The organism is Verrucosispora sp. SN26_14.1 (assembly GCF_004307965.1).
Classification (GTDB): Bacteria; Actinomycetota; Actinomycetes; order Mycobacteriales; family Micromonosporaceae; genus Micromonospora.
The window spans coordinates 1-14,608 of record NZ_SISL01000115.1 but is presented as its reverse complement, the minus strand read 5'-3'; the positions used below and the strand labels follow the sequence as shown (position 1 = coordinate 14,608).

The window sequence follows — 14,608 nt, the reverse complement described above, 5'->3', positions numbered from 1 at the left end:
GCCAGCGCCCGGACGGCCCTCGTCGGCCAACCGCCGCAGCTCGACGAGCCGGTCCGGCACCGCCCAACTGGCCAGCCGTGCCTGCGCCCGGGTCACGACCAGCTCGTCCTCGACCCCGTTCGTACCGATGGGAACGGGCGGCGGGGATGACTGGGACTCCTGCGTGGCTCCGCCGATCGACACCGGCTCCTCAACGGGATCCACCGGACTGCCGGTCCACCAGAGCGGGCTCTCGGGGTCGATCGATTCGTCAGAGGCCGGCCAACCGGAAGGCTGCCCCATCGTGGCCGCCACCTCGTCCAGGCTCATCTGCGCGAGTGCCGCGTCGACGTCGTCGCTCGACATCAGGACGACCGGCTCGGCCATCGTCACCCCGAGAGCCAGCCGGTTCTCGAAGTCCGTCAGGTCCGACCGCAGCCAGTGGTTCTCGACTGGCCCGCTCGTCACCGGCACCAGCAGCACCGGCACCGGCTTGCCCCGCTCGCCCTCGGGTAGGTCCCGCCGCAACCGTTGGCCCACCCGCGCCAGCAACGCCGCGCCACCGGGGACCGGCAAGCCCACCGGAAGAAGATCGGCGTCCGCCTGGTAGGCGAGCACGTGAGTGCCCTCGACCGGCGCGACGAGGTGCCGCTGCGCCACCGGCCCCAGCCACCAGACACCTCTGCCGTCCCTGGTGCGCCGCGCCAACGACCCGTCGATCCAGCTCCGGTCCTGTCCGAGGACCTGCTGCACGTACTCGGAGGTCAGTCCGTCGGACGGCCAGGTCGTGTCCGGCTGGGCAAGCCACTCCAGGAGTCGGGCGAGTTCCTGCTTGGCGTGACGCTCGTCGTCCTGCGGGACCAGCCGGCGGAAATCGGTGAGGAGCCAGCTTCTGATCGGCTCACCGGTGTCCCTGGGCGCGTTCGACTCGTATCCGTCGCCGAAATCGAGGTCGGGCCGATAGTCGGTCAGGGCCAGCAGAGCCCGCGTCACCAGGGCCAGGCGTGGCACGGTGACGTGACCGATGCCGAAGGCGTACGCCGTGGCGAAGCCCACCGGGAGCAGTTCCTCACGAGTGATGCCGAGCGTGGCGGCCAGGCCGTTGAGTACCTCAACGAGTTGGAACTCCGAGAGCGCTTCCGGTGCCGGTTCCACCGCTCCCACCAGGGCGGCCGTCAGCAGGAACGGGTCGATGTCGAAGTCGCCCACGTCCGATATGTGTTCGAGCTGCGGATCATCGATGTCGCCCTCGGAAACGAAGGCGCTGGTCAGGAGCTGCCTGGTCCACGGTGCCGCAGTCTCACCAGGGGGCAGATCGTCCCACTCGGGGGGGTCGAGGACGGGCCGATGGACCTGTACCAGGCCCAGGTCACCCCGACTGTCCGGGATGCCGGTGAGCCGCTCGGCCAGCAACAGTCCGAGCTGGACGATCGTCCATGGGGTGTCCCGGTCGGGCGCACCGACCACGATCCTCGGCATGCCGAGACCGGACTCCACCGGCACCGGCAGCGCGGTCGAGGGCACATCGGTGGTGTGCACCCAGAGCGTCTGCCCCACCGGCCCGATCTGCCAGTCCACCTGGTTTGTCCGCGTGAAGAGGCCGCCCCCGAGATTGATCAGCGACGCAAGGGTGTTGGTGAGGTGGAAATCGGGCCATTGCGGTTCCGGGTGCACGGTGAAGTAGTCGGCGAAGAGACTCATCGACTGGGCATGCCACCGCGAGTACGGGACGAAGTGGTCGAACAGCTCATCGGCCGGGTCGATCCGGAGGCCGGCCGAGGCGGAGACGGCCAGCACCTGTCCCGCGCCGACCGCCGATGCCAGCTCCACCGCCTGAGTCGGCGTCGGTGGATCGGTGGTCACCACCTCCACCAGGGCGTTCGCCGGCAGTCTGGGCACGATGCCGGCAAGACGTGACAGTGCGTTCTCGGCCCGCCCCAGCTCCACCACCACCGTCGGGCGAGAGCGGTGCACCAGCCGCGGGGAGAAGTCCTGCCGCTCGGCCGACGCCCGCCACAGGTGGGTCCCGGCCTCGCTCGTCTCGGCCCGGTACCTGGAGAGCGACGGCACCTTCGCGGCAGAGACCTTCTGCCAGTCCCGCACCGAACCGCCGGTCGAGAACTCCAGGCCTGCGCGGTACGCCGCACCTTCCAGACCGAGCCGGAACATCATGGCGCCGGTGTCGAAGTCACGGGCCGCCCGGCCGATCATCCGCGCTTCCAGCAGTTGACGTACGGGCGGACTGAACTGCTCGATCCCTCTGACCTTGAGCACCTGCGCCGCATTGCGGAAAGACAGCTCCTCTGCCCTGATGTGCAGGTTGCTGTGGTCTAGATCGATTCTCGTGTAGTGGTTCCACCACAGGTTCAGTGCCAATGGATAGCGCTCGTCGTCGAGACGCAGTGGCTGTGCCCACAGGGCGTCCTGCACGTGCCCGGCGCGGGTCACCCGGTCCATGGCCTCACGGTCGTTGGTGGCACCCGCGACGAGCCGGCCCATCAACGTGTACTGCTCGGCATGGACCCCCTCGTGCGCGAGACCCTCCAGCATGTAGTCGACCGAATCCGACTGCCCGACCTCCAACTCCCAGGTCGTGCCGTCGAACCTGGCCGCATGGTGCTCATCCGACACGTCGGTGATGATGGATCTGGCCGGAGTGAGGTCGACGTCGGCCCCCCGCCGGACGTGCCGGAAGATCAGGTCGGTCTTCTCCTGCCAGGCGCGGCGCTGCCGGTCCCCGCCGCCCAGGGTGCGGTACTCCTTCCGTGCCCGAACTCGGAGTTCCGCCCACAGGGCCGGGTCCCTCGCCCACAGCGAACCGTACTCATCGGCGGCCTTGCGCGGTTGCCAGACCTCGACGCCGCGAACGAGCGTCGTGCCACGATTTCCGGCCGGGTCGGCGAGCATCGCAGCGAGCATGGCGACGAGCGCATCATCCAGGTCAACCGGGTCCGGTGGGGTGACCCGCTGGAAGTGGTCGTCCTTGCGGCGTACCGAGAAGTTGGGGTTCTCCGCCACCTTGTGCAAGGTGACCTCACCGGTGTCCGGGTCCACCGAGACCAGCCACCCGGCGACGACGGTGCTCCCGGGGAACTGCCCCAGGACGTCGGGGGCCGTCGGTGGCGCCGCTTTCGTGGCTGGGCTCCCCCACACGTCGATACCACCGCGCGCCACGACCGCGTACACCATCTCGCCGTCGGCGGGCATCCGGTGCAACCGGTCGACACCGAAGCCCACCAGCCCGTTGGCCATGCCCGCAAGACCGTCGAACACCGGCATGACGCCGTCCGGGCCGTCGTGCACGCGCTGCTGCAGACCGGTGGTGAAGGCAAGCTCCGGCGGGATCGGCACGGAGGCCCAGAGCGTCTCCGTCTCCCAGCCCGGCCGCCGGCTCTTGGCAAACCAGTCGGGCCAGTTCCGCCGTAGTTGTTTCTCGGTGTACCCCGGAGGCACCACGATGGCGGGAACGCTCGGTGCCGAGGCGGCCGCAGCCGTCCCCGCCGAGGACGACCCGGAGCCCCCCCGCCGCGCTGAGGACGACCCGGAGCCGCCCCGCCGTGACGACGACGAGCCGGGCGCGCCGCCCAGCACCCGGGGCATCCACTCGCCGTTGACCAGGCGAAGGTCGACCGTCAGCTCGCTGGTCTCCGGGTGCAGACCGTGCACCCCGGCATCGTCGATGAACACCGGGATCTCGACCCGCTGGAAGCGGCCCTCCATCCACTGCCGCACGGAGACGCGACCGACAAGGCCCCGCCCCGTCGCCGTGACCGGACCGTACGCCACGACCTCGGTCAGCTCGGTGATGCGCTCCCGCAACCGGTCGATCTCCGACTGGGCCCGCGCCACCTCCGTCGACGTGTCAGCGCCGGCACCGTCCGCACGCAGGCGCACCACATGCTCCGCCCACCTGGTGAGATGCTCCCGCATCGTGGCCAGGCGCACCCGAACGGCGTCCTCGGGCTGCTGCCCCATCGCCGACCCGACCACGCTCTCGTCGAGGTCCATCGGGTCGGCGGCCGCATCGTCCTCCACGGCGACAACGACCGGATCGGCCATCGTCACCCCGAGGCTGAGCCGGTTCTCCGTCTCTGTCAACTCGGCCCGCAGCCGATCGCTGTCGGCCGGGGCAGAGATCACCGGGACCAGCAGCACCGGAGTGCCCCACTCCTCCTCCGGTAGCTGTCGCCGCACCAGTTGGCCCACCCGCATCAGCAGGGCGGCACCCCCGGGGACCGGCATCCCCACCGGCAGAAGATCAGCACCAGCCGCGTACGCGAGCACGAGGGTGTCCTCGACGGGAGCGACGAGGTGCCGCTGCACCACCGGCCCCAACCACCAGACCCCACTGCCGTCCGGCGTCCGCTGCGACAGCACCTGGTCGGTCCAGCTCCTGTCCCTGCCGACCACCTGCTGTAGGTACTCGGAGGACAGTCCCTCGGCGGGCCAGGTCGTGCCCGGATGTCCGAGCCACTCCAGCAGCCGCAAGAGTTCGTGCTTGGCACTACGCTCGTTGTCGTCCGGCACCAGGCTGCGGAAACTGTTCAGGATCCGGCTCTCGTCCGGCTGTTCCCTCCCCCGGTCGGGCAGGGCCTGCAACGCCCGCGTCACCACGGTCAGACGTGGCACGGTGACATGACCGATGCCGTGAGCGAACGCCGTGACAAAACCCACCGGAAGAAGTTCCTCGCGGGTCACGCCGAGCCTGGCGGCCAGGCCGGTCAACACCTCGACCAGGTGGGACTCCGACATCGCCTGCGGTGCCGGGTCCACCGCACCCACCAGAGCAGCCGTCAGCACGTACGGGTCGATGTCGAAGTCCTCGATCTTCGACGTGTGGGTGAGCCTCGGATCGTCGACGCCGTGCTCACCGAAGGCACTGACCAGGAGCTGGCGGGTGAATGGAGCGGCGGTCTCGACAGGGGTCAGGTCGTGCAGCTCGGGTGGCTCCAGGACAGGCCGGTGAATCTGCACCAGGTCCGGCATACCGCGACTGTCCGGAACACCGGTGAGCTGCTCGGCCAGCAGCAGCCCGAGCTGGACGATCGCCCACGGGGTGTCCCGACCGGGAGCGCCGACGACGATCCTCGGCATTCCGTTGTCGGGCTCCGCCGGCACCGGCAACGCCCCGGCCGGCTCGTCGGAGGCACGCACCCAGAGCGTCTGTCCCACCGGCCTGATCTGCCAGTCGCTCAGGTTCTGCCGGATGAAGACCCCGCCTCCGACGTTGTACAGCGGCTTGAGCGCGTAGTTGAGTCGGAGCAAGGGCCGTTGCGGTTCGGTGTGGACGGTGAAGTAGTCGGCGAAGAGGCTCATCGACTGTGCGTGCCACCGCGAGTACGGCACGAAGTGGTCGAACAGTGGATCGGCCGGATCGATCCGAGGACCGGACGAGACGGAGACAGCCACCGTCTGTCCCTCACCGACCGTCGAGGCCAGCTCCACCGCCTGGGTCGGCGTCAGTGGATCGGAGGTCACCACCGCCACCAGAGCGTCCGCCGGCAGATGCGGCACGACGTCGGCAAGACGCGACAGCGCGTTCCCGGCTCGACCCAACTCCACCACGACGGTGGGGCGAGAGTGGTGCACCAGTCGCGAGGACGAATCCTGCCGCCCGACCGACGCCGGCCACAGGTGGCTCCCGGCCTCGTTTCTCTCGACCTGATAGCCGGCGAGCGCCGGTACCTCGGCGGCAGCGACCTTCTGCCAGTCCCGCACCGAGCCGCCGGTCGAGAAGTCCAGAGCCGCGCGGTACGCCGGACCTTCCAGCCCGAGCCGGACCAGCAGAATGCCCAGTTCGAAGTGGTGTGCCGTCCGGCCGACCAGCCGCGCTGTCAGCAGCTGGCGTACGGGTGCGCTGAACTGCCCGATCTCCAGGGCCTTGACCAGTTGGGCCTCGGTCCGTCTGCGCAGCAGCGCCGCGTCCCGACGTACGTCATGGATGCGCCCATCCAGTTCTGAGTGGTGGTGCCACCAGAGGCGCAGCGCCAACGAATAGCGTGGATCGCCGCGGTCGAGTGGCCGTGCCCACAGCGCCTCACGCGCAATGGGGACCCCAGTGACCAGGTCCAGCGTCTCGGGGTCGTTGCTGGCACCGGCGACGAGCCGCCCCATCAGCGCATACTGCTCAGCGTGGAGTCCCTCGTGCGCAAAGAACGCGAGCCGGTCGTCGATGGAGTCCGACTCCCCGACCTCCACCGTCCAGCCCGTTCCGTCGAACATGGCTGAGGAGCCCGTCCCCGCCAGATCGGTGACGACGGTTCTGGCCGCGGGAATGCCGTTGGAACCGGCGTTGAGGTACCGGAAGAGCAGGTCGCTGGCCTTCTGCCAGGCACGGTGCTGCTCGCGTCCGCTGCCCAGAGCACCCTGGTCACGCCGGGCCAGACGCCGCAGCTCCGCCCAGTAGGCCGGGTTCGTCGCCTCCAGCAACCCGTAGTCCTCGATCACCCTGCTCGGCGTCCACACCGCGTCCCCGCGAGTGAGCGTCGTGTCATGCTTTCCCGCGAGGCGGGTAAGCATGGCGGCGAGCTCACCGTCCAGAGCCGTCAACGTGGCTGCGGGTGAGCCTTCCCGGTGCACCGCCAGGTTGGGGTTCGCCGCCGCCTGGCCCAGGATGATCTGACCGGTGTGCGGGTCCACCGACACCGGCCATCCGGCGACGACGCTGGTCCCGGTGAACTGGCCCAGGACGTCGGGTGCGGTGCGCGGTGCCGCCGCCGTGGCCGGGCTTCCCCACACGTCGATCCCGCCGGACGCCACGACGGCATAGACCATCTCGCCGTCGGCGGGCATCCGGTGCAACCGGCCGACTCCGAAGCCCACCAGCCCGTTCGCCATGCCTGCGGTGCCGCCGAACACCGGCTGGACACCGCCCGGATCATCGTGGCGGGTCACGCGCTGCTGCAGGCCGGTGGTGAAGGCAAGCTCCGGCGGAATCGGTACGGAGGCCCAGAGCGGTCTCGTCGCCCAGTCCGGCCGCCGGCTCTCGACATACCGGTCGGGCAAGGTCCGCCGCAGGTTCTGCTCGGTGTAACCGGCAGGCACCACGATGGCGGAAGCACTCGGTGTCGCACCGGGCACGGCCGTCCTAGCCGCCGACGATGATCCGGGCCCGCTCCGCCGAGCTGACGACGAACCCACCCGTCGCTGCGACGAGCCGGGCGCGCCGCCTAGGAGGCGGGGCGTCCACTCACCGTCGACCAGGCGAAGGTCACCGGTGATCTCGCCTGTCTCCGGGTGGGTGCTGTGCACCCCCGCCTCATCGACGAGCACCGGGACTCGCAGCCAATCGAGCCGGCCGTCCGATGCCGAGATCCGCACCCTGGCGTGGCTGGTCAGGCCCGATGCCGTCGCCGTCACCTGACCGTCGCCCACGAGCCTGGTCAACTCGGTGATCCGACTGTGCCGATGGTGGATGTCGGCCTGGATGTTCCACTCACGGGTGGACAGATCGGCTATACGCCGGATCGCGTCGGCCATCCGGACCTGGTCCTGGCCCGCCCGGTCACGCTCCCGCTTCGCTTCTTCCAGGCGCGACCGCAGTCTCCGCAACTCCTCCGCCCGCGCCATCAGCTCGCGCCGCATTCCGGCGAGATGGGCCAACCCCACGGCCACCGGTGGCGTCGTCTCGGGACGAATCACCGGCTCCGCGAGCATCAGGTTCAAACGCTCCATGCGGAACTGACCGAACCGCACCCGATCATCGAGCCGAGCCAGATCGGTCCGCAGCCCGTCGGCGTCCACCAACTCGGACGTCACCGGCACCAGCAGCAGGGGAAGGGGATCTGGTCCCCACTGCCTCGGCAGGCGTTCCCGGACCGCCACGGCGGTCATCGCCAGGGCCGCGACGCCGGCAGGTACCGGCATCTGCGCCGGCATGAGATCCGTGTTCGCCGCGTATCCCACGACGATATGGCCGGGAACTGCGGACACCTCGTGCTGCTCGGTCGGTGGCCCCAGCCACCAGGTCTCCTCGCCGGAGTCGAGTCGCCGGGGCGACAGCGCCGGGCTCTCCCGCCACCGACGGTCGTCGTCGAAGGCGGCGGCCAGCTCGGCCATGGTCAGGCTCACGGCGTTCCCCTCCGAGTGCCGCGCTTCGACCAGTTCGAAGAGCCGTAGGAGACCGGTGACGTCACCGTGATCGTCCGAGTTGTGGCCGACCGCCTGTAGCAGATACCGGACCGCGAGATCGCCGGCCGGCATGGGAACGCCGGGGGCCGTGTCGAGCAGTGCCCTGAGCAGTCGCTGCGCCTGGCGTAGACGTGGCTCGGTCACCCCACCGACGCCGTACGCCATGGCGGTGACGTAGCCGACCGTCAGCAACTCCGACCGGGTCACGCTGAGCCGGTCGGTCAACTCGTCGATCGCGACGACAAGCTGCTCGGGCATCACCTCCGCCGGCCGGGCGTCCACTGCACCGAGCAGGGCGTACATCAGCAGATGCCGGTCGAGACCGAGGTCTCCTGCCGACGCGTCGATCCGCGGCTCGTTTCGGTCGATGTCCGCGCCGAAGATCAGCGAGGGCAACCGGTCAGTCCAGCCCGGTGCGTTCGGCTCCGGCTCGATCGAGAGCCCGGGCAACGGAGGTGCCTTGACGACAGGTCGGTGAACCTGGAGAAGGCGTGGATCCGACGCGGCGTTCGGCACTCCGGTGAGGTAGTCGACCAGTGCGTTCGCAACCTGGACCACACCCCACGGGGTGTCGCGGCCCGGGACCCCGACGACCAGGCGGGGTACCCCGGCCGCAGCATCGGCTGGGACCGGTTGCGCCTGCGGCGATTCGTCCGCCGGGCGAACAAACAGGTTGTCACCGACCGGGACCGCCTGCCACCCCAAGACGTCGAACGTCCCACCACCGAGGCTGGACATCTGTGGTAGCCCGGAGCCCACGATCTCGGGAGCCTGTGGAACACGATGCACGGTGAAATAGGCCGCGAAGGGGATCATCGACACGTCGTGCCAAGGTGAGTGACCGACGAAGTGTTCGATCAGCCGATCATCGCCGGTGGGGGGAGTGGCCGTAGCAGCGCCGACGGCCAGCACCTGGTCGTCGGCGAGGAGTCCGGCCAGCTCGACGGCCTCCTCCGGGCTCAGCCGATGCGGTGTCACCAGGACCACCATCGCCGACGCGGGAAGCACCTCCGCCGCTTGCGACAGGACCGACGCGGCGTTTCCGGTATCGCCCACCTCGACGACGATCTGCGGGCGCGCCGGATGAACGAGTCGGGCCTGGTCCTCCAGCCGCTCGGCGTGTTCCGGCCACAGGTGGGCACCGGCCGCGTTCGTCTCGGCCCGGTATCCGGGCAGGCGCGGCGCCTCAGGGTGGACCCGTTGCCAGTCACGGACGGACCCTCCCGTGGTGAAGGCCCGCTCCACCACGTACGCCGGGATCTCCATCGGACGCGCCAGAGCGCGCACGGTCCGCTCCAGCCACAGGCGATACGAACGAGTCAGGTCGGCGGCGAGGCGGTCCCGCACCACCGGATTGAACCCGGCATCGGCCGTTGCCAACCTCTGCTTGGCCCTGCTGAGAGCAGCGGAGGCGGAGTTCCGCGCCATGAAGATGGTGCCGCCTTCGCGGTCCAACACCTTTCTGTCCCACAGAGTGCGGATGGCCGCGTCGTAACGCGGGTCCTCCACCGGAAGGGGATGCCTCCACAGCGACCCGGCGATGCTGGGCTGCGACACCATGGCCCGAAGAACGGCGAAGTCGTTCGTGGACCGCGCAACCGCTCCGAACATGACCAGATGCTGCTCGACGTGAAAGGACTCGTGAATGAACGTGGTCAGCCGTTGGTCGAGCGGACCTCTCCGACCGACATGCATGATCCAGCTATTCGGATCGAAGGATCCCTGGCCGTCGATGTCGAGGAGCAGCACTTCGATTCTCGGAGCACGGAGCCGTTCGGCGAAGCGGTCGGCGAGTTCCTGCCATGCCCCCTGTTGTCGAATGACGTCGACTTCGTCGGAGAAGGCTGCGACGTTGTCCCGGACCTGGCTACGCACCTCCGCCCAGTAGTCCGGATCCATCGACCAGAAAGACCGATAGTTCGCCGGCCGGACCGGATCGTCCTGTCCTCGGCCCGGCGCTGGACCCTGCTGGGCCACCATTACGTGGAGGAGTTCGACGATCTCGGTGTCCAGCCGGTCGACGTCGGGGAGTCCGACCGTCGCACCGGTCTCGTCGCGGACATCGACCAACGGGTTGGGCCGTACCGGCCCCAAGCGGACCGCACCGGACGCGTCGACGGACACCCGCCACGCGGCGAGCACGTTGTTACCCGTTACCTGACCCAGCACCTCGGGTACCGATGGGGAAACCGCCGCCAAGGCCGGGCTCGCCGATACGTCAATACCGCCCTGAGCAAGGGCGACATAGATGACGTCGCCGTCCAGCGGGATCCGGGGAAGTCGCCCCACTCCGAATCCCACCAGCCCGTTGGCCATTCCGGCGGACCCGTCGAGCACGGGCCGCAGCACGTGTACATCAGCGTGGTCCTCGGTCGTCCTCGCCTCCAGACCGATCGTGAAGGCCACCTCGGGCGGTAGTGCGACGACGGCGAACAGCGGGGTGGCTGTCCAGTCCGACCGTTGGCTTGGCCGGTACTGCTGCGGCATGCCATCCAACAACCTGCGCGGCGTCGTCCCCGAGGCGCTGGCGGCGGGACTGGCATCGACCGGTCCGGCTGTCGCGGAAGGGCCGACCGGGGATCCCCACGCCGGGGCCAGGCCAGGACCACCGCCACGCAACGGGCGCAACCACTCCCCCCGGTCCAGGTGGAACTCACCGGTCAGGGCACCCGTGTCCGGGTGTCTGCTACGCACGCCCGCCTCGTCGACGCGCACTGGGATTCGGACGTATCCGGCGCGCCCCTCCACCGCCTGCCGCACCCAGACGTAACTGTGCAGGACGCCGTCCGGCGTCTCCTCGATCGGCTCGTGCTCAGTGATCTTGGTCAGCTCGGCGATTCGCGTCCGCTGACGATCGACCTCGGCAGCGATCTCCCACTCCCGTGCGGCCAGGTCGGCAGTCCCGGAGGAGGCAGCCGGTTCCTCGGCGTCCCGGCCATGGTCTATGGCAGTCGATGCGGAGCGCAACTCCCAGAGCTCGGTGCCTGTCTCGATGAACGTGCGCCGCATCTCGGCCAGGCGCGCCTCCACCTCTGCGGAGCGCTGCTCGATGACCGGCGGGTGATCCGCCCACTCTTCGGCAGTCTCGCCGGACGGGGCGGGTACGGGCGGGGTCTCGACGTCCACGCTGACCGGCCGATGGTCCGCGTCGATCAGCACCACCGTGGTGGCCGCGTCGCGCAGCGCCACCATCCGCCAGTCGTCGGTGAGCCGGACGGCGATCGGCATGGTGTCCGAATCCGACGCCCCGACCCACCGCACGTCCTCGCCGTCCGGCAGCAGCCAGGCCACCGCCGGCCCGCCGTTCGGTGCCCGGTAGGACACCAGCGCTGCCGATTCCGGGGCGGCGCGCAGCGTGGCACGCAGCACGTCGGCGGCGATCGGCTGGGCTGACCCGCCGACCATCGTCGGCACGTCGGCAACGGCGATGGGCAGCACCTTTCGGAGCAGGGCCGCCGCCTCCGGCTCGTTACCGGACCGGACCAGGTGGATCGCGGCGGCCAGGCTCCCGGGCGGGATGCTCACCCGCAGCGCCCGCCGGATCTCCTCCAGGTCGGCCAGCAGGGCCTCGACGCGTCGGCGGCCAGGCTCCTCGTCGGCAACGATCCGGTCGTACGCGGCCCGCAGCGCCGCTCGTCCGGCCACGTGTGACCACGGCAGCACCCGTACCGACGTGGCGTCGTCCCACGACGCCTCCCGGCCGCGCGCGTCGACCGGCACCAGTTGCGGTGCACGCGCCTCGCCCACCGGCACCTGCACCTGGAGGCGGTAGAGGTCGGCGAGGCCACCGAGGCCCTCCGGGTCGTCCGGGAGCGGCTGCCCTCCGGTGGCCCAGCGGTCGAGGTCCCACGGCACCAGCACCAGGGCGTCGGGGAACGGCTGTCCGCGCAGGTAGTCCAGGCCGGCGGCGGAGCGCGGCGTCTCCTCGATCAGATAGACCAGCGTGCCGTCGTCCGGCGCCGGAGTGGCGACCGCGACCGCCCGGGCGACGGGGTGCGTCGTCTGGGTCATCGCGCCGGTGAGCACGAAGCGGCCCGGAACGGCCATGATCTCCTTGCAACCGTCGCCGCCGGGCACCTGATACCTCGCCTTGTCGCCACTTCATGCGGGTCGCCGCCACCGCGGCACGCCGCACCCGTCGTACACCATGGCACCCCTAAGCGGGATGCCCGAAAGTCCCCATTCGGGCCGTGGTCCCGTCCCCCCCGGGGGGTCAGAAGATGCTGCGACCCACCTCGACCATGTGTCGGAACGCGCCGAGCACGCCCAGCGCCAACGGCACCATGAGCAGACTGGTGATCACCCCGAACACCTCGGCCCGGCTGCGGCGCCGGGCCGAGGGATGCACCATCGGCCCGTCGCGTGGCGGCTCGGGTGTCGAGGGACGCAACAGGCTCAACGTCACTCCGGCTCCGGCGACGCCGAGCCCGGCCAGCACCAACACGACCAGGGTCGCGCCGGGGCCCGCGCCGAGCATCCCGACGACCGCGAGGATCAGGCTGAAACAGCCGACCAGCGCGGCGATGCCGAGCAGGAGCAGTTCGGCGGAGAACGCCACCAGCCGGCAGCGGGCCATCAGGGCGATGCTGGCCACCGCGGTCAACGCGACCGCCCAGCCGCCGCCGTTGGAGGCCAGCACCGGAAGCGCGGCGGTCAGCGCCAGCGCCGGACCGACGAGCACCACCGAGAGCAGGCGGTGGGAGCGGTCGACCAGCCCGATCGTGACCGGCAGGGCAGCCGACTGGTCAGGCGGTCGGCGTTGTCCCCAGGACGCCACGGTGGCGGCGATCCGTCGGGCCACCGCGATGATCCCCATCGCCGTCACGGTGACCACCGCGGCGGCACCGGCGCGGTCGGTGTCCAGCGCCCGGATCAGGGACACCAACGCCAGGCCGACGGTCAGGTGCAACTGCACCACGACCAACGCGGCGGTCGGGATGACCACCAGCGCCATCAGCGCGGCCAGGCAGGCGCCGAACACCGCACCGTCCCAGCGGTACGCCGTCACGCCCAACACCCGGGTCACCAGCATGCCGGCCGCCGCCAGACACGGCACCGAGGTCAACGCGACCGCCATCCGCAACCAGTCCGGCACCACCTCGCGGTGCTGGGTGAGGCTCCACGCTCCGGCGAGCAGACCCAGCCCGGCCAGGACGAGCCCCGCGGCGGTGCCGGCACCGCCCTCGAACCGGAGTCCGGCCGTGATCGCGGCCACCGTCGTCCAGAGCAGACCCAGGCTCAGGACGATCGTCCCGCCCCGGAGCCGCTGCTGGCGATGCCGGTGGGTCTTGTCGGCGACGAGTTCCTCGATCTCCTCCACCAGTGGCGCGTCGTTCGGCTCCTGAGCGGCGTCGCGGAGGTACAACACCTGGCCGTCGACCACGCCGACGTCGAGCAGGGTGGCGTCCAGCGGCAGCGGCGGGTGGCCGGCGGGGGCCAGGGACCAGGCCGGTGGAAGCACGTCGGCCCGGTCCTGGCCGCACATCTCGGCCAGGCGGGCCGAGTACTCGCCGACCGGTGCCCCGGAGGGCACCGACACGTCCAACCGGCGGCGGGTGCCGACCACCGTGATCCGGCTCCGTTCGCCGCTCATCGGTCCTCCCTGCACCCGAGCCGTGTCATCCGGCCACCTCCAGGTCGTCCACGTGCAGGTCGTCGGCCTCCAGAGTGCTCAGCTCGGCGGTGCTGGGCGCGTCCATCTCGGCGATCCGTGCGGCGTGCCGCTCGGTCATCATCTGGAAGACCTTGCGGGCGAACCGGCCGTTGCCGAAGCCCTCGCCCCGCAGGACGCCGTCGAAGTAGCTGAGCAGCGCGGCACGGCCGTTCTCCGCGACGTGGTACTGGTGCCGGCTCGCCTGCTTCTCCACGATCTGGACCAGTTCGACCGACGAGTAGTCCTCGAAGGTCAGCGTGCGGGAGAAGCGGGAGGAGAGGCCCGGGTTGGCCGCGACGAACTGCCGCATCTCGTCCGGGTAGCCGGCGACGATCACCACCACCTCGTCCCGGTGGTCCTCCATCAGCTTGACCAGCGTCGAGATCGCCTCCTGGCCGAAGTCGGTGCCGCCACCGGTGGGCACCAGGGCGTACGCCTCATCGATGAAGAGCACACCGCCGAGGGCCTTGCGGAAGGCCGCCTGGGTCTTCGGGGCGGTGTGTCCCACGTACTCACCGACCAGCGTGCCCCGGTCGACCTCGATCAGATGTCCGCGTTCGAGCATGCCGAGCGCGGCGAGCAACTGCCCGTAGAGCCGGGCCACGGTGGTCTTGCCGGTGCCGGGATTACCGGCGAAGACCAGGTGCCGGGACATCGGCGGCGGCGCGAGACCGGCCTCCCGACGGCGCTTGACGGTCTGCACCAGCTTGACCATGGTGCCCACGTCCCGCTTGACCCGGGCCATCCCGACCAGGTCGTCGAGCTGGCCGAGCAGGTCGGCCAGCTCCGGCACCTTGCTGGTGGCACCGGCTCGGGGCACGGCGGCGGCGCGGCGCGGACCGGCAC

General features: G+C 70.3%; 3 protein-coding genes. All 3 read right to left on the bottom strand.

What is annotated here, in order from left to right:
- On the bottom strand, positions 1 to 12,156 hold a 12,156-nt coding region (locus EYA84_RS13255), incomplete at its 3' end, for a hypothetical protein (protein ID WP_131053348.1).
- A 166-nt stretch (positions 12,157 to 12,322) separates the two neighbouring features.
- The gene (locus tag EYA84_RS13250; protein WP_131053347.1) at positions 12,323 to 13,702 is read right to left on the bottom strand and encodes an EsaB/YukD family protein; all 1,380 of its coding nucleotides are present in this window, start codon (positions 13,700 to 13,702) and stop codon (positions 12,323 to 12,325) included.
- 25 nt (positions 13,703 to 13,727) lie between these two features.
- Positions 13,728 to 14,608: AAA family ATPase (locus EYA84_RS13245; protein ID WP_131053346.1), on the bottom strand; the 881-nt coding region annotated here is incomplete at its 5' end.

Coding starts and splice junctions, on each gene's coding strand:
- EYA84_RS13250 (WP_131053347.1), bottom strand. CDS start 13,702: ATGAGCGGCGAACGGAGCCGGATCACGGTGGTCGGCACCCGCCGCCGG.